Source organism: Bradyrhizobium sp. USDA 3240 (genome assembly GCF_054063295.1).
Genome location: NZ_JBSSGD010000002.1, coordinates 3897616 through 3918062, shown reverse-complemented (window position 1 = coordinate 3918062; position 20447 = coordinate 3897616). Strand labels below are relative to the sequence as shown.

Here is a 20447-nt window from a genome sequence, read left to right as displayed (position 1 = left end):
GCCGGCTGAATCAGCCGCGCATTCGCGTGTCTCGCCGGCGTCATCCGCCTCTTCGAGCTACTTGACCCGTTGCTTCTCGAGCTTGCGCGCCAGCGTCCGGCGGTGCATGCCGAGCCTCCGCGCGGCTTCGGAGATGTTGAAATCGGTCTCCATCAGGGTCTGGTGGATGCGCTCCCATTCCAGCGTCTTGATCGAGGTCGGCCGCGCGCCGACCTCGATGGCGGCGTTGCCTTGCGCCTTCAGGAACGCGGCCTCGATGTCGTCGGTGTTCGATGGCTTGGCCAGATAATGACAGGCGCCGAGCTTGATCGCCTCGACCGCGGTCGCGATGCTGGCGAATCCGGTCAGTACCACGATCAGCATGTCAGGATCATGCGCGTGCAGCGCTTCGACGCAGGCAAGGCCCGACGCGCCGCCGGCGAGCTTCAGGTCGACGACGGCATAGCCGGGCGATTGCTGCTCGAGCAGCTCGCGGACCTCGTCGAGCGAGGCTGACACCGCGACGCCGTAGCCGCGGCGCTCGAACGAGCGTTTCAGCGTGCGGGCAAATCCCGCATCGTCCTCGACGATCAGGAGCTGGCGTTCATCCGTCAAGAGGATCTCCGATCGCGAGCGTCGAGAGCGGCAGCTCGAGCTTGACCGCGGCGCCGATGTCCGGCCGGTTGCGCGCCGTCACCACGCCGCCGAGCTTGCGCACCACATTGACGACCAGGAACAGGCCGAGGCCGCTGCCGGGACTACCCTTGGTCGATTGATACGGCTTGCCGACATGCGCGAGCATCTCGCGCGAGAAGCCCGGGCCGCGATCGGTCACCGACAGCACGAGCTTGTCGGCATTGCGTTCGGCCATCAGCTCGATCCAGTCGCGCGAGACCTCGGCGGCATTGTCGAGCACGTTGAAGATCGCCTGCTTGAGCGCGACGTCGGACACGATCGCGAGATCCGTGCCGAAGGCGTTGCGGAAATACAGCGTGGCCGACGGCCGCGTCGTCCGCCATTCCTCCACCAGCGCCGTCAGGAACGCCGCAACCGTGGTCGGCGAGGAGCCTTCGCCGCGGGCTTCGCCGGCCGATAGCAGAATGCCCGTCACGATCGACTTGCAGCGCTGCACCGAGATTTCCATCTCGCCGAGGTCTTGCGACAGCTCGGGATCGGTGGCGAGCGCGGGCATCCGGCGCCAGTCGCCCAGGATGACCGAGAGCGAGGCGAGCGGCGTGCCGAGCTCATGCGCGGCGCCGGAGGCCAGCAGGCCGATCCGGACGATGTGGTCCTGCTCGGTGGCGTGCTGGCGCAGCGCCGCGAGGCGGAGGTCGCGATCGCGCAGATTGCGGTTGATCCGGGTCATGAACACCACGAGCAGCACGGCGTCGAGCACGAGGCCGATGAAGGTGCCGGCGATGTAGAGATTGAAGGCCTCGGCAAAACCCTGCTGCGGCAGCTCCAGCGGTCGGTAGTAGCTGGTGAGCCAGGCGAAGTTCATGCAGACCAGCGCCACCAGCGACCAGGTCGAGGGGGCATCGAGCAGCACCGCGCCAAGCGTCACCTGCAGCAGATAGAGCGATGTGAAGGGATTGGTGGCGCCGCCGGCGAGATAGAGCAGGACGGTCAGCGCCGCGACGTCGAGCGCCAGCGCGACCAGCAGCTCGCGGTTGTTGATGTCGGCGCGGTAGCGCAGCCACAGCAGGCTGACGAGGTTGAGCGCCACCAAGCCGGCGATCACGGCCGCCATCGGCAGCAGCGGCAGCGCGACGCCCATCCAGAATTGCACGAAGCCGATGGTGGCGATCTGGCCGATCACGGCGATCCAGCGCAGCTGGACCAGCAGGGCCATGTTCTTGCGATTGGTCGCGAGGTCGGTGGGCGCTGAGAGGTCGAATGGCATGCCGGCAGCCGCGCTCACGGCGGATGGCATCACGGCGGTGCCGGTCGCGGTGTTTTCGTCATGCAGATCCGATGTGCGCTCGAGCATCTGGGCCTGTGTCGCGAGACAGATTGCGGGCTGCGCCGATCAGGCGGCGCACGGCGGCGCGCCTCGAACTCCACCTTGGATCGGAGGCGCCGGCGCGGCCCCTGCCGCCGATGACGCGCAGGAGTGCGCCGGCCAGCATAAAGGCCAGCGCGAACCATGTCAGCGCGTAAATCAGGTGGTTGTTCGGAAACCGCACGATCGTGAGCCCGCCGACGGGAAAGCCGCCTGGATTTGGCGTCGCATCGGCGTCGATGAAGAAGGGGGCTACCTGCGACAATCCGTGCGTGGCGGCGATTGCGTCGACGTCGCGCGAATACCAGCGGCCTGCCGCGGGATCGTTGCTGCGCAGGAAACCGCCCTTGGGCTCTGACATCCGCAGCAGCCCGGTGACGCTGACGGCGCTCTGCGGGACGCTGTCGCGCCGTGTCGCGGGATCGCGCCGGTCGGGCGGGACGAAGCCGCGGTTGACCAGCACCGTGGTTCCGTCAGCCAATTGCAGCGGGGTCAGCACCCAGAAACCGGGACCGTCTGCTGTGACGGCCTGCACCAGCGTCTCATCGGCGTTGAGGAAGGTGCCGCGCAGGGTGACGCGGCGATATTCGTCGATCGTGGCCGTGACCGCCGGCCATGACGAGGGGGGCGGCGGTGCCGTCGGCGCCGCATGCATGCGCTGCTCGACCCGCTCGATCAGCGCCAGCTTCCAGGCCCTCCGTTCGACCTGCCAGATACCGAGTGCGCCCAGCAGCACCACGCCCAGCATGCCGAGCGTGAGCAGCACAAGCGATGGTCGGGCAGACCGCATTGTCACGGCATCTGGCTCATGTCGTGGATCGGCATCATGTTGACGTTGAGATGATGCATGACCCAGAGCGATCCGGTCAGCGCGATCACCACCATGATCACGGTGAAGATCATCGCCATCATGGTCCAGCCGTTCTCGGACCGCGTGTTCATGTGCAGGAAGTAAATCATGTGCACGACGATCTGCACCGCGGCGAGCACCAGCACGATCAGCGCGGTGACCTGCTTGTCGGCGATCGCGCCGGTCATCACCAGCCAGAACGGCACCGCGGTCAGGACGACGGAGAGGCCGAAGCCGATCAGATAGGTCTTCAGCGAGCCGTGGGCCGCGCCGCCATGGTCATCATGGCCGTGTCCGCCGGCATTGGCTTCGAGAGTGCGGGCTTCTGTTGTCATCGCAGCATTCCCAGGAGGTAGACGAAGGTGAAGACGCCGATCCAGACCACGTCGAGGAAGTGCCAGAACATCGAGAGGCACATCAGGCGGCGCCGGTTGGCTTCGGTGAGGCCGAAGCGCGCGGTCTGCACCATCAGCGTCACCAGCCAGACCAGACCGAAGGTGACGTGCAGGCCGTGGGTGCCGACCAGCGTGAAGAACGACGACAGGAAGGCGCTGCGCTGCGGCGTCGCGCCCTCGTGGATCATGTGGGCGAACTCGGTGAGCTCGATGCCGAGGAAGGCGAGGCCAAACAGCCCGGTGATCGCGAGCCAGAGCTGCGTCTGGCCGATCTTCGACTTCTCCATCGTCAGCATGGCGAAACCATACGTGATCGAGGAGAGCAGCAGCATCGTGGTGTTGAGCGCGACCAGCTTGAGGTCGAACAGGTCTTTCGGCGCCGGGCCCGCGGCGTAGTTGCCGCCGAGCACGCCGTAGGTCGCAAACAGCATCGCGAAGATGAGGCAGTCGCTCATCAGGTAGATCCAGAAGCCCAGCATGGTGCTGGCGCCTTCCGGATGCGCGTGCTCGTCGATGACGTGGAAGACCGGTTCGGAGCCTTGTGTGGAGACGGTAGCAATGGTCATGTCTGGGCTCCCGCGGCGAGAACGCGCGTCCGCGTGTCTTCGGTCCGCACCACCTCATCCGCCGGGATGTGGAAGTCGCGGTGATAGTTGAAGGTGTGGCCGATCGCGACCGCGAGCAGCGCAACGAAGCTGACGGCGGCAAGCCACCAGATGTACCAGATCAGGGCGAATCCCATCACCGTCGCGAAGCCGGCGAGGATGATGCCGGTGCCGGTGTTCGATGGCATGTGGATCGGCTTGAAGCTGGTCAACGGCCGTCTGTAGCCGCGGCGCTTCATGTCCCACCAGGCGTCGTTGTCGTAGACCACGGGCGTGAAGGCGAAGTTGTAATCCGGCGGCGGTGACGAGGTGGCCCATTCCAGCGTGCGGGCATCCCACGGATCGCCGGTGGTGTCCTTCAGCTCTTCGCGGCGCAGGATGCTCACCGCGAACTGCACCAGCATCGCACCGATGCCGAGCAGGATCAGGAAGGCGCCGAAGGCCGCGATGACGAACCAGATCTGCAAGCTGGGATCGTCGAACACGCGGAGCCGGCGGGTCACGCCCATCAGGCCGAGCACGTAGAGCGGCATGAAGGCGAAGTAGAAACCCGAGACCCAGAACCAGAACGACAGCTTGCCCCAGAACGGATCGAGCCTGAAGCCGAACGCCTTCGGGAACCAATAGTTGATGCCGGCGAACAGGCCGAACAGCACGCCGCCGATGATCACGTTGTGGAAATGCGCGATCAGGAACAGGCTGTTATGCAGCACGAAATCGGCGGGCGGCACTGCGAGCAGCACGCCGGTCATGCCGCCGATCACGAAGGTCAGCATGAACGCCACCGTCCACATCATCGGCAGCTCGAAGCGGATACGGCCGCGATACATCGTGAACAGCCAGTTGAACATCTTCGCGCCCGTCGGGATCGAGATGATCATGGTGGTGATGCCGAAGAACGAGTTCACGCTGGCGCCGGAGCCCATCGTGAAGAAGTGATGCAGCCATACCAGATAGGAGAGGATGGTGATGACGACGGTGGCGTAGACCATCGAGGTGTAGCCGAATAGCCGCTTGCCGGAGAACGTCGCGGTCACCTCGGAGAAGATGCCGAACGCCGGCAGCACCAGGATGTAGACCTCGGGGTGGCCCCAGATCCAGATCAGGTTCACGTACATCATCGGGTTGCCGCCGAAGTCGTTCGTGAAGAAGTTGGTGCCGACGTAGCGGTCGAGCGACAGCAGCGCCAGCACCGCGGTCAGGACCGGGAAGGAGGCGACGATCAGGACGTTGGTGCAGAGCGAGGTCCAGGTGAACACCGGCATCTTCATCATCGTCATGCCCGGCGCGCGCAGCTTGACGATGGTGCAGACCAGGTTGATGCCCGATAGCGTCGTGCCGACGCCGGCGACCTGTAGTCCCCATATGTAATAATCGACGCCGACGTCAGGACTGTAGCCGATGTTCGACAACGGCGGGTAGGCGAGCCAGCCGGTCCGGGCGAATTCGCCGACGAACAGCGACATCATCACCAGCACGGCACCGCCGACCGTCATCCAGAAGCTGAAATTGTTGAGGAAGGGGAAGGAGACGTCGCGGGCGCCGATCTGCAGCGGCACCACGTAGTTCATCAAGCCGGTCACCAGCGGCATCGCCACGAAGAAGATCATGATCACGCCGTGGGCGGTGAAGACCTGGTCGTAGTGATGGGCCGGGAGGTAGCCGTCGGAGCCGTTGAAGGCGATCGCCTGCTGCAGGCGCATCATCAGCGCGTCGGCGAAGCCGCGCAGCAGCATCACGATGCCGAGGATCATGTACATGATGCCGATGCGCTTGTGGTCGACGGTGGTGAACCACTCGCGCCACAGATAGGTCCAGAGCCGGAAGTAGGTGACGATCGCGAACAGCGCGAGCCCACCGGTCGCGACCACCGCGAAGGTGCCGACCAGGATCGGCTCATGCAGCGGCAACGCGTCCAGGTTGAGGCGGCCGAAGATCATCTTGATGAGATCGGGATTCATGCGGCGCTCCTCAGGAGTCTGATTTCGGGCGCTGGCCGAGCAGCAACGATGTCGATGACGGATGGGCGGGAGAGAACGGCGGGCGCTTCAGCCCGACGCCACGCAGCGGCGTCAGGTCGAGCGGCGCGAGAACGTCGCGCGACGGCGCGTCCTTGATCTCGTCCATCGAGCAGATGCCGGCGACGAAGGTCGGCTCGGTGCCGAGCGGCGCGCCGCGGCGGGCGTATTTGTCGTAAGTCAGCGGCAGCGTGTTGTTGAGGCCTTCGCGGCCGAAGCCGCCCTTGGCGTCGATCGCCATCATCTCGCTCATGCACATCTTGCCGGGCTCGACGCACATGTTGAGGATCGCCTTGTAGAGATCGCGGTCGACCGAGCGATAGAGCCGCACCGGATCGTTCTGGCTCGGACGCTCGAGCTGCAGATAGTCGGTGCGGCCGAGCATGTTGCCGCTGGCCCTGGCGGTGCCGATCCACTTGTCGAAATCGGCGTTCGAGAGGCTCTTGAACTCAAAGTGCATGCCGGAGAAGCCGGCGCCGCTGTAATTGGCGGAGAAGCCGCGGAAGGTGCCTTCCTTGTTGGCGACCGCGTGCAGCTTGGTCTCCATGCCGGGCATGGCGTAGATCTGGCCGGCAAGCGCAGGGATGTAGAACGAGTTCATCACGGAGGACGCCGTGATGCGGAAGCGGATCGGGCGATCGACCGGAGCGGCGAGCTCGTTGACCGCGGCGACGCCGTAATCCGGGTAGATGAACAGCCACTTCCAGTCGAGCGCGACCACCTCGACATTGAGCGGGGCGTCCTTGCTCTCGATCGGCTTGTCGGCGGCGATGCGGCCGAGCGAGCGGTAGGGATCGAGCAGATGGGTGCCCATCCAGGTCAGCGCGCCGAGGCAGATGATGATCAGCAGCGGCGCCGACCAGATCACGAGCTCGAGCTGGGTGGAGTGATCCCACTCCGGCTCGTAGGGCGCTGCGGTGTTGGACTGACGGTAGCGCCAGGCGAAGAAGATGGTCAGCGCCATCACCGGAAGCACGATGATGAGCATCAGGACGGTGGAGATCACGACGAGGTCGCGCTGCTGGATGGCGACGTCGCCGGCAGGGGCCAGGACGACGAAATCGCACCCGCCAAGGAGCGCCGCGAACGGCAATAAGGCCAATAATTTCAAGGCGCGCACGGCTCACCCCACTTGAATTTTATGAGTTCCGCCAAGGGGTAGCTGCGATGCAGCAAAGTTGACATTGGACAATTTGTCCAATGTTGCACTGCGGGATACGAGATCAGAAGGTGAGGTGGACCGCGTGGCAGAGGCTGCCCGTGGCCTCATCTAGCTTGAGCATGATCGGTTCGGAAAACCGGTTTCCACTTTTCCGGATCACGCTCCAAAGGACGGTTCTCCGGCGATGGCACAGGCCCCAGCAATGGCTCACGGCACCCCGATGGCATCAGGTCACGGGCAGGCGAAACCCGGCGAAATCGCCATCGGCGTCATCATCGGACGCACGTCGGAATTCTTCGACTTCTTCGTCTACGCGATCGCCTCGGTGATCGTTTTTCCGAAACTGGTGTTCCCGTTCGTCAACGAGCTGACCGGCACGCTCTATTCATTCGGCATCTTCGCGCTCGCCTTCGCCGCGCGGCCGCTCGGCACCGTGATCTTCATGGCGGTCGACCGCCGCCACGGCAAGGGCGCCAAGCTCGTCATCGCGCTGTTCCTGCTCGGCACCGCCACGGTCGCGCTCGCGTTCCTTCCTGGCTACGACACGATCGGCGCGGCGGCGATCTGGCTGCTGGCCGCCGCGCGCGTCGTGCAGGGCATCGCCTGGGGCGGCGCCTGGGACGGCCTCGCCTCGCTGCTCGCGATGAACGCGCCGGCGAACAAGCGCGGCTGGTACGCGATGGTGCCGCAGCTCGGCGCGCCGCTCGGGCTGATCGTGGCGAGCGCGCTGTTCGCGTTCTTCGCGGGTAACCTCTCGGCGGACGATTTCTTCGATTGGGGCTGGCGCTATCCGTTCTTCGTCGCCTTCGCCATCAACGTGGTGGCGCTGTTCGCGCGGCTGCGCATGGTGGCGACGGATGAATATTCCGAGCTGTTCGAAAGCCGCGACCTCGAGCCGGCGCGGGTCGGCGAGACCGTGGCGCAAGAGGGCCGCAACATCCTGCTCGGCGCCTTCGCGCCGCTGGCGAGCTTTGCGCTGTTCCACATGGTCACGGTGTTTCCGCTGTCCTGGGTGTTCCTGTTCACCAGGGAAAGCCCGGTGCGCTTCCTGATCATCGAGATGATCGGCGCCATGGTCGGGGTCGTCGCGATCATCGCCTCGGGCATGATCGCCGATCGCGTCGGGCGTAAGCCGCTGCTGCTGGGGTCCGCGGTCGCGATCGCGGTCTATAGCGGCTTTGCCCCGCAGCTGCTCGATGCCGGGGCGTTCGGTGAAACCGTCTACATGGTGCTCGGCTTCGTGCTGCTCGGCCTGTCGTTCGGCCAATCATCCGGCGCGATCGCCTCGAACTTCGCGCGCACCTATCGCTACACCGCCTCGGCGCTGACCTCGGATTTCGCCTGGCTGTTCGGCGCCGGCTTTGCGCCGCTCGCCGCGCTGCTGCTGGCGACGCATTTCGGCCTGATCTCGGCCGGCGCGTATCTGTTGTCGGGCGCGGTGTGGACGCTGCTCGCGCTGTGGCTGAGCGGCCTGCGCGAAGCGGAAGTCAACTAGTCACGCGGCCGTCTCCTTCTGCTTGTAGCCCGGATGCAGCGAAGCGAAATCCGGGGCCGCTCTCACTGCGGATGGATCTGCCCCGGATTGCGCTGCGCTGCATCCGGGCTACGGAGCTTCGTTTAACGGAACAGCCCGTCGACGCGGAACGAATAGCCGAGGCCGACGATGTAGTTCGGCGAGTTGTGGTTGAGTCCGAACGCGACGTGGAGATCGAGCTGCTGGGTCGGCGTGAGCCGGTACAGGCCGCCGGAATTGATCAGCTGGATCGGCCGTGCGCCGTCCGGATAGTCGCCGACATATTCGGTGAACACGCTGATCCGCTCGGTCAATTTCTTCTCGATCACGAAGGTCGTTTCCGACATGTGCTGGCCGGTCAGCTCGGCGGGTCGGAAGAATTCCGTGAACATGCCGCTGAGGCCCCAGCCGTCATGCAGCTCCCATGACCATGGCAGCTGGATGTAGGGCTGCGCGCCGCGCCCGGCGATGGCGGCTGCGCCGGTTGGCAGCGCGACACCCGCGGTGATCGAGAGGTCGATCTTTCCCGGCACCGGGCTGATCTGCCATTTGATCCCCGGCGCGACGTCGGAAAAGCCCGCGGCGCCCGGCGATCTCATCGTGCCGGTATAGCTCGGCAGGTCGATCAGGATTTCGAGGCAGGGCGCGATGCCGAGCCGCCAGCGGCTGTTGCTGCCGTCGATGCTGCGGCCAGTGTTGCGGCCGGTCAGGTTGACGCCGTTTTCGCTCTGCAGGCTCCCGACCGGCACGACGATACTCGAATTGGTGACGTCGGGCCGGTCGGTCGCAATTTCGTCGCTCGGCTTGGGACAACCGTCCGCGCGCGCGGCGGTGGCTGCTGCGAGGGTGATCGCAGCAAGCACGCACCCGAGTTCGGCAAGTCGAGCGACGGCGCCGAACCGATTGTGAAACACTGGGGATGCTCCAAAAACCCGGCGCCGCTGCGGAGGTGGCAGCTAGGATAGTGATCGGCTGATGACGCGGATATTCCTCGTCGGCGGCAAAAAACTTCAACAACAAGTGCCATTTTTGGCGATCGATTCGGCTGGTGTCCAGCGGGCGGGCGAAATTTCAGGGAATAGAATGGCGACCTGGCTGCTCCTGTTGTGGTGGCAAAACAGGAGACCCCGGAATGACCATTCGTTCGATCGCAGGCGCGCTGGCGCCGCGGCACGCCAAGATCGCCGCGATGGCGGCCATCGCGATCCTGCTCGCGCTGAACAGTGCCCGTGCGGCGGGCGATGCGTCACGCGGAGCCACGCTGTACCAGGGCTGCGGCGATTGCCATTCGATCGAGAAGAACGACGTCGGTCCGATGCACAAGGGGGTGGTGGGCCGCGTTGCCGGTTCGGTCGCGGGCTACAATTACTCGCCGGCGCTGAAGAACTCGAAGATCGTATGGACGGAGGCCAATCTGGACAAATGGCTGACCGGTCCGGATGCGATGGTTCCGGGCACCAAGATGTTCTACGAGGTTCAGGATCCGAAGGATCGCGCCGACATCATCGCCTTCCTCAAGGAGAAGGCGAAGTAGGGGCTACTGCAATCGCACCAAACTCTCTCCACCCGTCGTCCCGGTCTTCGCCGGGACGACAGCGGTCGTGAGGCAGGAGCGCGACGCTTCGCAGCCTCAATCCACCACGATCTTGACGCGGTCGCGCGGCTTCACCTGGGCGTGGGCGTCGAGGCCATTGAGCACGCGGAAGCGCTCGGCCGGGTGATCGATGCCGGCCATGCGGTGCGACAGCGATTCCACGGTGTCGCCGGGCTGCACGTTGATGACCTTGATGCGTAGCGGGCGCGCGGCCTGGATCTCGTCAAGGGTCAGGCGACGGAACGAGTTGACGGTCTCGCGCGCGTTGCGCTCGCTCTCGGTGGATTTCTGCTTGGCGGCGAAGATGAAACGATAGACGTCGCTGCCGAAGCGCAGCGCGTAGACCTTGAACTGCCACTGGTCGCCATGCGCGGTGGCCGATGCCGCCGGAAAGCCGTTGATGTTGAGATCCTCGGTCGAGGACTTCTCGACGCCTTCCATCCAGCCGGAATTCAGATAGTCGCCGAGCGACTGCTCGGCCGGCACCCGCACCACATCGAAGCGCATCGCTTGGCTGCCGCCTTCGCGCACGCCGATCACCGCCTGCGCGGTGTTGTCGAGCGTGAAATTCTCCGGGGCGGTGAAGGTGAAGCCGAGCTTGGGATGCAGAAAGCGGCGGCCGCGCACAAAACCTTCGCTGGGATCTTCGCCATAGACGATGTTGTCGATCGCGGCGAGATAGGTCTCGCGGTCGCGCTCGTTGCTCTCGGGCGATGAATACTGTCGCGCGGTGGTCTGCGCATTGGAGATGCGCTCCGGCGTTGCCGGATGCGACGAGGTGAAATCCTGCGCGCGCGGATCGAGCGCGGTCTTGCCGATCTTGAGCGCGGCATTGCGCTCCATCGCGGTCAGGAAGCGCGACGCGCCGTAGGGATCGAAATGCGCGCGCGCGGCGATCCCGACGCCGATGCCGTCGGCCTCGAACTCCTGCTGCCGCGAGAAGCTCGCCATCGTCAGCTTGGTCTTGGCGAGCGCCAGCGCCGTGAGATCGGGATCGGTGCTCATGTCGGTGACGACGCGCGTCACCACCGCCGCCTGGCGCGCCTGGTCCTCGCGCATCGCGGCATGCTTGGCCAGCACATGCGCCATCTCGTGGCTCAGCACCGAGGAGAGCTCGGAGGTGTCGCTGGCGAGCGCAATGAGACCGCGCGTGACGTAGAGCTGACCGGTCGGCAGCGCGAAGGCGTTCACCGCGCCGGAGTTGAGGATCGTGACCTTGTAGGCCTGGTCGGGCCGTTCGGACGCGGCGACCAGCCGGTCGACGGTCTTGCTGATCAGGGCCTCGAGCTTCGGGTCGTCATAGGCGCCGCCATAGGACGACAGGATGCGCTCATGTTCGCGCTCGCTGTTGGGCGTCTGCTGCACCACCCGGTTCGGCTTCACCGGCGCCGCCGCCGCGGTCGGGGTGACCTGCTCGAACCGGCCGACATTGCCGCAGGCCGACAGCGTCAGGGTCGCGCAGACGAGCGCCAGCGCAGCCGAAAGCCGGCGGCCAGTTCCATCTTCACGCCGTCCAGCGCGCACAATCACGTCAAAAACCCACAACTTGTCCCGTGACTCGGCCGAGCCGTGGCCTGTGGGCCCCTAGTTCCCGCCGAGCACTTCAATCTGCCCCACCCGGAGCAATTCGATTCGCGGCCCACGTCGTGCTTCCACCCAGCCTCGGACACGAATCCTACGATTTTCCAGAGACTTGGGCGCAAGGCCGGCCGCCTCAAACGCAGGGACTATGCGCCTTGAAATAGTCAGAGCAAAGTCCCGTGTCCAGTTTCGGCCGAAATTCAGGTAGGTCGTCGCCCCCGCCTGGCGCACGGACAAAACCCGGCCCTCGACCACGGTAAAGCGCCCAATCCCGGCCAAAATATCGTCCGGACTTTCGGCGTTTTTTATGACGGCGGACTCGGCCCAGGTTCCCGATCGGGCGGCCCGTGCCTCGGCCTCCGCCGCCATTAGCGCCGTGGCGCAGTCCTTGTCGGCGATCTCGGACGACACCAGCGCGAGGCCCTGGCGCAGCAGCTCACTCTGCACGGGGAGTTCGCGGCGTTCGAGGAATGCGTCGGCCGGCTGGCGGCCGTAGCGGTCCGGCGTGTCGTCCTGCCCGCGCAGCGTCACCTCGCGGCCGACCAGCAGCGCCGACAGCGCCGCGATGGCTTTGGCCCGGTCCGCCACCTCGATGCCGGCGAGCTTGACCTCGCGGCCGTCGTCGAGCCGCAGGCTGCGCGCATCGACCACAGCCGCGACGCGACCTTCGCCCTGAATCTCGAAATTGCATCCGGCCGCTTCGGCGCGTCCGATGCAGGCGACGATCGCAAGCGCGTACGCTGTCATCGCCACTGCACGCGGACGGTGTTGCCATGCTCTATCGCGTGGAGGCGTCATGCTGCTCTCGTTACTTCGGCGCGCTCCGCTCGGAGCGTGGTCGCCGACGCGGACAGTTTGACGGAAACATCGCCGCCGAGCCACAGGCGAAGCGAGACGACCTCGGGCGGGGCCGACCGTGATTCGGCGACGCATTGCCGATCAATTTCTTGCAGCGCTTCTCATCGCGCGCAGGCATGGGGCCCCAGTTTCACATCAACGCATGGCCGCTGCGGGACGAATGCGTCTCGTATGTCCCCTGTCGTGACGAAGATCGGCGTTTGAGCCTGCGCAACGCGGTCCTCGCGCGCGTCAACCTTACCCATTGACCATCTCAACTCCGTGCGCGGAATGAGAATTCGTTATTGTTGCCAATGGCTTGCGGCGCAAGATAACTATTCAGAAATTTTTGGAAACAGCGACCGATCGCGGTCGTTCGCGCATATTGCCGAGGGCCTTGTGTCGAACCCAGTTGTTCTCACGCTGACGACCAGCGATCCCGTCCACGATTACACTCAGCTCTACGCCGCAATCTCCGCGATCAGCGTCGGCGGCGGTCTCGCCGCGACCAACACCGATTACGTCATCAACTTCTCGCTCTCGTCCGGCGCGCGCACGCTGCAATTGCTGGACGATCTGCCGGCCATCAATCTGATGAACGGCTCGACGCTCACCTTCGACGGCAACTCCGACTACAACAACCAGCTCGGCGGTCAGGACTACAGCGACGTCATCGACGCGCGCGGCTACCAAGGCTTCGTCGTCACATCCGGCACGGTGACGTTCAAGAACCTCTCCATCATCAACGCCGTGGCAAGCGGCGGCAATGGCGGGGTCGGCGGCGGCGGCGGTGGTGCGGGCCTCGGCGGCGGCCTGTTCGTCGGGCAGAACGCCAACGTCACGCTGAACAACGTCAATTTCGGCAGCAATACCGCCAAGGGCGGTAACGGCGGCGCGGTCGATCCGGCTGGCGGCGGTGGCGGCGGCGGCATCGGTGCCGACGGCGGCAGCGGCAATGGCGGCGGCGGTGGGGGCGGCGGCTTCGGCGGCCAAGACTACTACGGCTATCACGGCAATGGCGGCAATGGTTACAGCGAGGCCGGCTCCGACACCCAGCACCCCTCGACCGGCGCGAGCGGCGCGGGCGGCACGCCCGCGACGATCGAAGGCGCGGCGGGCGGTGGACTGGGCGCCGACAATTACGGCGGCATCGGCTATGGCGCGCATTCTGGTGGCGGTGCGAGTGGTGGCGGTGGTGGCGGCGGCGTCGGTGGTGGCGGCGGCGGCATCGGCGGTGGCAACTCGGTCGGCGGCGGCCCCTCGGGCAACATCATCGGCTATGGCGGCGCCGGCGGCGTGGGTGGCGGTGGCGGCGGCGGCATCTATGCCGGCGGCAATGGTGGTTTCGCCGGCGGTGGCGGCGGCTCGGGCAACGGCAGCGGATATGCGCATACCGGCGGCAATGGCGGCTTTGGCGGTGGCGGCGGCGGTTCGAACGGCACACCGGGCAGCGGCGGCTTCGGCGCGGGCGATGGCTCGCTCGGCGGCGGCGGTGGCGGCGGATTGGGTGCCGGCGGTAACATCTTCGTTCAGCAGGGCGGCAAGCTCACCATCATCGGCGGCACGTTGTCGGGCGCGACCGAGACCGGTGGCACCGGCGCCAACGGCGCGGGCAACGGCTCCGCCCATGGCGATATCTTCATCCAGGGTACGATGGTCGTCACCCCGACGCACACCGTCCCCACCTTCTCGCAGGGCCTGCAAACCGTCACGACGCTCACGATCGCCGATTCGATCGCTGACGAGCGTGGCATCAGCGGCAGCGGCACGACCGGAAAGGTGCTCGTCTCCGGCGGCGGCACGCTGACGCTGACGGGTGCGAGCACCTATGTCGGCGGCACGCAGATTGACAGCGGCAACGTCCTCTCGATCACGGCCGACAACAACATCGGCGGGTCGGCCGGCGCGCTGATCCACAATGGCGGCACGCTGACCACGACCGGCGGCTACACTTTCACGCACGACATTCAGCTCACCGCCAATGGCGGCACCTTCGATATTTCGTCCGGTACGATCGCCGATACCGGCTCGATCAGCGGCTCCGGCACGTTCACGCTGTCGGGCGCCGGCACGTTGCAGCTCGGGATGGGTCAGCTCGCAGGATTGACTGGGACGTTCGGCCTGAGCGGCGCGCATCTCTCGCTGACATCGAGCGGCACTTTCGACGACACGCTCTCGATCAGCGGCAATTCGATACTGGCGATTGCAAATGGGTCAACCGTCACCGACACTGCGCTCGTCATCGGCAGCGGTAATCTCGGTATCGACGGCGGTGGTACGCTCGTGCTTGGTCATGCCGCCAACACCTACGGCAGCACGACGATCTACTCGGGCACGGTGTGGCTCACCGCGGTCGGCGCAGCCGGGACCGGCAACATCTCGTTTACCTCAGGCATTGTCGGTACGCTGAAGATCGACAACGCCGCGCTGACCGGCAATGCGTTCACCAACACGATTGCGAACTTCAATCCCGGCCAGTTCATCGACCTGACCGGGTTGCAGTACAACACCCAGAATCCGTCGCTCAACACGGTTAGTCTGTCCGGCAATACGCTCTCGATCTCGAACGGCACCACGACCGATACGCTGACCCTTGCCGGGGTCGGCTCCGGCACCAGTTTCCAGCTCTCGCAGGATGCGAACGGTGGAACGATCGTGCAGGTCGTGTCGACCCGCGTCTTCAATGCCTCCAATGTCGCCGAACTCAACGCCGCCATCCTGCAGATGGATTCCAGCGGGGTTAACGCCGCGGCGAATGCCAACTACACGATCAACATCACCGCCAACTTCAGTCTGACGTCGGAACTGTACGCGCTGAATCTGCTGAGCGGATCGAGCGTCACGATCAACGGCAGCGATGGCCACGGCGGCACGCACACGATCGACGGCCTCAATGCACAGCGCGGCTTCTTCGTCTATGCCGGCAACGTCAATCTCGAGAACCTGACCATCCAGAACACGGTGGCTGCCGGCGGCGGCGTCATCCAGGGCGGCGGCGGCGGTGGTGCCGGCCTCGGCGGCGCGCTGTTCGTCTCGTCGAACGGCAGCGTCACGATCGACAATGTCGTGTTTCACGACAGTGCCGCGATCGGCGGTAACGGCGGAACCGGTAGCACCGCGAGCAACGTCAATATCGACGGCTTCGGCGGCGGTGGCGGCATGGGGGGCCAAGGCGGAAACAGCAGCGGTGGCGGCATCGGTCTTCATGCGCAGGGTGCGAACTCCGCCGCATTTCAGAACGGGGCCGCTGGCATCGTCCCCGGCACCGCGGGCGGCGGCAAGGGAGTCGACGGCTACCTGATCCCATACGGAAGCGGGACCCTTCTTTACTGGTATGGCGGAACGGGCGGCGCCAATGGCGGCGGCGGCGGCGCCGGTGGCTTCTTCGGCAACAATAACCGCGCACACGGCACCGGCGGCGGCGTCGGCGGCGGCAACGCAATCGACGGCGGCAATGGTGGCTACGGTGGTGGCGGCGGGGCGTTCGGCAATGGTGGTTTCGGTGGTGGCGGCGGCAATGGCGGCAATGGCGGCTTCGGGGGCGGGGGTGGCGTCAGCGGGCTCGGCGGCTTCGGCGGTGGTGATGGCACGGCGGGTGGCGGCGGCGGGCTTGGCGCGGGTGGCACCGTCTTCGTTCAGCAAGGCGGCTCGCTGACCATCAAGGGCGGCTCGCTCTCCAACGATTCCGGCTTCAACGCCGTCGCCGGCGGCACTAACGGCAGTGGCCAGGCGAGCGGCTCGGGCATCGGCTCCGGCATCTTCATCCAGGGCAACAGCAATCTCAGCTTCACGCCTGGCAGCGGCCAGACGCTGAATGTCGCCAACGACATCGCGGACCAGAGCGGCAATGGCGGCACCGGTGCCAATGCCGGCGTCGGCGGCCTCGTCATCAGCGGCGGCGGCACCGTCATTCTCGGCGGCAACAACAGCTATACGGGCAACACCGCTGTCAGCGGCGCCGGCACGAGGGTATCGATCTCCGCCAACGTCAATCTCGGCGCGGTCACCAACATGCTGACGCTGGGCGACGGCACCGGCATCAGCTTCACCGACGGCTTCACGCACACCCGCAACATCGCGGTCTCGGGCGATCCGGTCTTCAATGTCGCAGCCGGCGAGACCGTCACCCAGAGCGGCGTGATCTCCGATGGCGCGACGCCGGGCGATGTCGAGGTGACCGGCGGCGGCAGGCTGGTGCTGTCTGCGCACAACACCTATTCGGGCGGCACGGTTATCAAGGGCTCGATCCTCGAACTCGCGGCGAGCGGCGCGGCGGGAACGGGCGCGATCGCCTTCACCGACGGCAGCACCGAGAAGCTCGTGCTCGATGCCGCTGCATTCTCCGGGGCGTCGTTCGGCACATCGATCACAGGCTTTTGCGGCGGCGATACGATCGACTTCGGCAACATCGCCTATGATGCGACCGCTACGCTGTCCTATGCGAACGGCGTACTTGTGGTGAAGAGCAGCGGCGGGGTGACGCTCGCCTCGCTGCATCTGAGCTTTGGCGCAGGCGCCACCGCCAACTCGCTGAGCCTCGGCTACGACGGCTCGGCCTCGCCGCATCTCGAGCTCAGGTCACAGGCGAGCATCGCCTCGGTCACATCGGACACCACCGGTCACCTCGCGACACTGAACACCGGCAAGGTCGTCACCATCACGGTCAATTTCAGCAACACGGTGAGCGTGACGGGTGTACCGGAGTTGCTGCTCAACGACGGCAAGGCCGCGACCTATGTCAGCGGCAGCGGCTCACAGGCGCTGGTGTTCAGCTACACCGTACAGGCCGGCGACAGCACGTCGGACCTTCAAGTGCAGAGCCTCTCGCTCAATGGCGGCGCGATCAAGGATCCCGGCGGCCAGGACGCCGACGTCACCCATGCAGCGGCCGATCTGCATCTGGTGATCGACGGGGTCGCGCCGACCGTGTCGGTTGCCGCGACCTCGACCTCGCTGCTGGCCGGGCAGGCTTCGACCGTCACCCTCACCTTCTCCGAGGCGGTCGCGGGCTTCGTGCTGACTGACACCACCGTGAGCGGCGGCGCGCTGAGCAACCTCGTCCATGTCGGCCTCAATGCCTCGCGCCAGGACGTCTACACGGCGACATTCACGCCCGATGTGACCAACTCCGAGGCAGGCTCGGTGCAGGTCAACGCATCGAGCTATACCGACATCGCCGGCAATCCCGGCGCGGCAAGCAGTGCGATCACCTTCACCGGAGACACCAAGGCGCCGACGGTGCAGGTCGCCGCCGACCACAGCACGCTCACCGCCGGCGATCACGCGCTCGTCACCTTCACCTTCTCCGAGGCCGTCGCCGGCTTCGGGCTCGGCGATCTCACCGTCAGCGGCGGCGCGCTGGGTAATCTTGTCCATGTCGGCGTCGATGGGGCCGGCCATGACGTCTATACCGCGACCTTCACACCCGATGTCAGCAACACTGAAGCGGGTTCGGTCCAGGTCAACGCGTCGAGCTATACCGACGTCGCCGGCAATTCCGGCTCGTCCAGCAACACGATCAACTTTACCGGCGACACCAAGGCGCCCACGGTGGCGGTTTCGGCTGATCACGGCACGCTGCTCGCAGGTCAGACCTCCACCGTCACCTTCACCTTCACCGAGACTGTCGCGAGCTTCGCGCTGGGCGATGTCAGCGTCAGCGGCGGCGCGTTGGGCAGCCTTGTCCATGTCGGCGTCAACGGCACCGGCCAGGATATCTACACCGCGACCTTCACGCCTGATGTCACCAACGCCGAAGCAGGCTCGGTGCAGGTCAACGCGTCCGGCTATAGCGATACGGCCGGCAATGCGGGCGCGGCCGGCAATACGGTGACCTTCGCTGGCGACACGCTGGCGCCGACCGTCTCCGTCACGCTCAATCCGGACGCGGTGCTGGCCGGCGACCTCTCGGTTGCGACCTTCACCTTCTCGGAGGCCGTCGCGAACTTCACCCTCGGCGGCACCACCGTCCATGGCGGCGCGCTGAGCCATCTCGTGCATGTCGGGCTCAACAGCTCCGGTCACGATGTCTATACCGCGACTTTCACGCCCGATGTCAGCGACACCGAAACCGGCTCGGTGAAAGTCAATGCGTCCAGCTACAGCGATCTGGCCGGCAATGCCGGCGCGGCGAGCAACACTGCGACGATCGGCGGCGATACGCTGGCGCCGACGGTGTCGATCGCGGCGGACCGTAACGCGTTGCTGGCGGGGCAGACCGCGGTGGTGACGTTCACCTTCTCCGAACAGATCGCAAGCTTCGCGCTCGCTGACGTGGCCGTGCATGGCGGGGCGCTGGGCCATCTGGTCCATGTCGGCGTCAACGCATCAGGCCAGGATGTCTACACCGCGACCTTCACGCCGGATGAGAGCAACGCCGAGGTGGGCTCGGTGCAGGTCACGGCATCGAGCTTCACCGACGTCGCCGGCAACGCCGGCGCGGCTAGCAATACCGTCAGCTTCACCGGCGATACCAAGGCGCCGACGGTGTCGGTCGCGGCGAGCCCGAGCACGCTGCTTTCAGGCCAGAATTCGGTTGTCACCTTCACCTTTTCCGAGCATGTCGCCAGCTTCACGCTCGGCGATACCGTCGTCGCCGGCGGCGTGCTGACCAATCTGGTCCATGTCGGGCTCAACGTGTCAGGCCAGGACGTCTACACCGCGACCTTCGCGCCCGATATCAACGATGTCCTGGCGGGTTCGATCCGGGTCACGGGCTCGAGCTATACCGACGACGCCGGCAATGCCGGCGCGGCGAGCAATACTGCCACGATCGATGGCGACACGCATTCGCCGACGGTGTCGGTCGCAGCCGACCATACCGTGCTGCACGCGGGCGACGCGGCGTTGATGACGTTTACCTTCTCCGAGGCGGTCGCGGGCTTCGGGCTCGGCGATATCGCCGTCCATGGCGGGCTACTCGGCAGCCTCGTCCATGTCGGCGTCAACGGCGCAGGCCATGACATCTACACCGCGGTCTTCACCGCCGAAATCACCGATCATCTGTCAGCCAATCTGTCCGTCACCGCGTCGAGTTACACCGACATCGCCGGCAATGCCGGCGCGGCAAGCGGTACCATCTTTTTCACCGGTGACACCAAGCCGCCGGCGGTACCGCTGCTTTCGTTGCATCAGGACACCGGCTTCTCGGGTACCGACCACATCACCAGCAATCCGCTGATCGACTACACCAAATCCGATCTGGCCGACACGCTGCGCTTCAAGGCCGACGGAGCGTCGAGTTTTTCGGCGATGGCGCCGGTCTTCACAACTGATGGCGTGCACACCGTGACGGTGCAGGAGGTCGATGCCGCCGGCAATGTCAGCGCGTCGTCGAGCCTGACCTTTACCCTCGATACCACCGTGCCCCATCTCACCGGTATCACGGCAACCCCGTCCGGCGGCGTTGCGGCGACGGGCTCGCTGGTGCAGCTGACCGTCGGCTTCAACGAGGCGGTTCACGTCGTCAACGGCACGCCGCTCCTGACGCTGAACGACGGCGGCAGCGCGATCTACGACGCTGCGGCAACCGCGCTGCTCGGCGATCCCTCGAAGCTGGTGTTCGATCACATCGTGTCGTCGACGAATCGTGCCGCATCGCTCTCCGTGACCGGCTTCGCCGCCAATGGCTCAAGCGTTGTCGACTTGGCCGGCAATGCGGCCTCGCTGTCGGCGGTGTCCGCCGCCTTCGACGCGCTGCACATCAACGAAACCATCGCGCCGGCCTACACGCTCGGGCCGATCACCCGCCCGGAACTGCATCTGGATCTGGGCGGTCACGTCATCATGGACACCGTGGCGTCGGCGTTCGCCGGACAATATGGCATGCAGTACCTGTTTCTCGGGCTGCCGGCAGGGACGCCCTATCAGACCGTTTCCGACTTCCATCTCTGATCGTGTCACGCTGAGAAA

Annotated in this window: 13 protein-coding genes; 3 read left to right on the top strand and 10 right to left on the bottom strand. The window is 65.6% G+C overall.

Going from position 1 to position 20447, the window contains the following annotated elements; translation table 11 throughout:
* Positions 1-57: 57 nt before the first annotated feature.
* Genes ACVIGA_RS19215 through cyoA form a run of 7 tightly spaced genes read right to left on the bottom strand, consistent with a single transcriptional unit; the run spans position 58 to position 6969 of the window.
* A complete protein-coding gene (locus ACVIGA_RS19215) occupies positions 58-594 on the bottom strand; it encodes a response regulator transcription factor (protein ID WP_173640164.1) in 537 nt (178 codons plus the stop codon).
* Positions 584-1969: an ATP-binding protein gene (locus ACVIGA_RS19210; protein WP_456667580.1), complete on the bottom strand. Its 1386-nt coding sequence runs from the start codon at positions 1967-1969 to the stop codon at positions 584-586. The genes ACVIGA_RS19215 and ACVIGA_RS19210 overlap by 11 nt, the downstream gene beginning before the upstream one ends.
* Positions 1941-2771 (bottom strand): SURF1 family protein, encoded by an 831-nt coding sequence (locus ACVIGA_RS19205; RefSeq protein WP_456667579.1) that lies wholly within the window; start codon positions 2769-2771, stop codon positions 1941-1943. The genes ACVIGA_RS19210 and ACVIGA_RS19205 overlap by 29 nt, the downstream gene beginning before the upstream one ends.
* 2 nt (positions 2772-2773) lie before the next feature.
* A complete protein-coding gene (gene cyoD, locus ACVIGA_RS19200) occupies positions 2774-3166 on the bottom strand; it encodes a cytochrome o ubiquinol oxidase subunit IV (protein ID WP_223972197.1) in 393 nt (130 codons plus the stop codon).
* Positions 3163-3792 (bottom strand): cytochrome o ubiquinol oxidase subunit III, encoded by a 630-nt coding sequence (gene cyoC, locus ACVIGA_RS19195; RefSeq protein WP_456667578.1) that lies wholly within the window; start codon positions 3790-3792, stop codon positions 3163-3165. The genes cyoD and cyoC overlap by 4 nt, the downstream gene beginning before the upstream one ends.
* Entirely contained in the window at positions 3789-5792 is a 2004-nt protein-coding gene (cyoB, locus tag ACVIGA_RS19190; protein WP_456667577.1) for a cytochrome o ubiquinol oxidase subunit I, read from the bottom strand. The genes cyoC and cyoB overlap by 4 nt, the downstream gene beginning before the upstream one ends.
* Positions 5793-5802: 10 nt before the next feature.
* Positions 5803-6969, bottom strand: a complete 1167-nt coding sequence (gene cyoA, locus ACVIGA_RS19185) for a ubiquinol oxidase subunit II (protein WP_456667576.1) — start codon at positions 6967-6969, stop codon at positions 5803-5805.
* A gap of 244 nt (positions 6970-7213) precedes the next feature.
* Between cyoA and ACVIGA_RS19180 the strand changes: the two genes are divergently transcribed.
* The gene (locus tag ACVIGA_RS19180; RefSeq protein WP_456667575.1) at positions 7214-8506 is read left to right on the top strand and encodes an MFS transporter; all 1293 of its coding nucleotides are present in this window, start codon (positions 7214-7216) and stop codon (positions 8504-8506) included.
* 122 nt (positions 8507-8628) lie between these two features.
* Here the strand turns inward: ACVIGA_RS19180 and ACVIGA_RS19175 are convergent, their stop codons facing one another.
* Positions 8629-9438: a transporter gene (locus ACVIGA_RS19175; protein WP_456667574.1), complete on the bottom strand. Its 810-nt coding sequence runs from the start codon at positions 9436-9438 to the stop codon at positions 8629-8631.
* Between the two features lie 218 nt (positions 9439-9656).
* Between ACVIGA_RS19175 and ACVIGA_RS19170 the strand changes: the two genes are divergently transcribed.
* Entirely contained in the window at positions 9657-10058 is a 402-nt protein-coding gene (locus ACVIGA_RS19170) for a c-type cytochrome (RefSeq protein ID WP_456667573.1), read from the top strand.
* Between the two features lie 96 nt (positions 10059-10154).
* Here the strand turns inward: ACVIGA_RS19170 and ACVIGA_RS19165 are convergent, their stop codons facing one another.
* Positions 10155-11648 carry a M48 family metalloprotease gene (locus ACVIGA_RS19165; protein WP_456667572.1) on the bottom strand — a complete coding sequence of 498 codons (1494 nt, stop codon included), beginning with the start codon at positions 11646-11648 and terminating at the stop codon, positions 10155-10157.
* A gap of 54 nt (positions 11649-11702) precedes the next feature.
* Positions 11703-12446 (bottom strand): thermonuclease family protein, encoded by a 744-nt coding sequence (locus ACVIGA_RS19160; RefSeq protein ID WP_456667571.1) that lies wholly within the window; start codon positions 12444-12446, stop codon positions 11703-11705.
* Positions 12447-12935: 489 nt separating this feature from the next.
* Here ACVIGA_RS19160 and ACVIGA_RS19155 point away from each other — a divergent pair, with 489 nt between their 5' ends.
* Positions 12936-20429 (top strand): Ig-like domain-containing protein, encoded by a 7494-nt coding sequence (locus tag ACVIGA_RS19155; protein ID WP_456667570.1) that lies wholly within the window; start codon positions 12936-12938, stop codon positions 20427-20429.
* Positions 20430-20447: the final 18 nt, after the last annotated feature.

What these genes read in the sequence shown, in the direction of transcription:
- ACVIGA_RS19210 (WP_456667580.1), bottom strand. Translation starts at nt 1,969, where the DNA reads ATGCTCGAGCGCACATCGGATCTGCATGACGAAAACACCGCGACCGGC.
- ACVIGA_RS19205 (WP_456667579.1), bottom strand. Translation starts at nt 2,771, where the DNA reads ATGCGGTCTGCCCGACCATCGCTTGTGCTGCTCACGCTCGGCATGCTG.
- cyoD (WP_223972197.1), bottom strand. Translation starts at nt 3,166, where the DNA reads ATGACAACAGAAGCCCGCACTCTCGAAGCCAATGCCGGCGGACACGGC.
- cyoC (WP_456667578.1), bottom strand. Translation starts at nt 3,792, where the DNA reads ATGACCATTGCTACCGTCTCCACACAAGGCTCCGAACCGGTCTTCCAC.
- cyoB (WP_456667577.1), bottom strand. Translation starts at nt 5,792, where the DNA reads ATGAATCCCGATCTCATCAAGATGATCTTCGGCCGCCTCAACCTGGAC.
- ACVIGA_RS19180 (WP_456667575.1), top strand. Translation starts at nt 7,214, where the DNA reads ATGGCTCACGGCACCCCGATGGCATCAGGTCACGGGCAGGCGAAACCC.
- ACVIGA_RS19170 (WP_456667573.1), top strand. Translation starts at nt 9,657, where the DNA reads ATGACCATTCGTTCGATCGCAGGCGCGCTGGCGCCGCGGCACGCCAAG.
- ACVIGA_RS19160 (WP_456667571.1), bottom strand. Translation starts at nt 12,446, where the DNA reads ATGACAGCGTACGCGCTTGCGATCGTCGCCTGCATCGGACGCGCCGAA.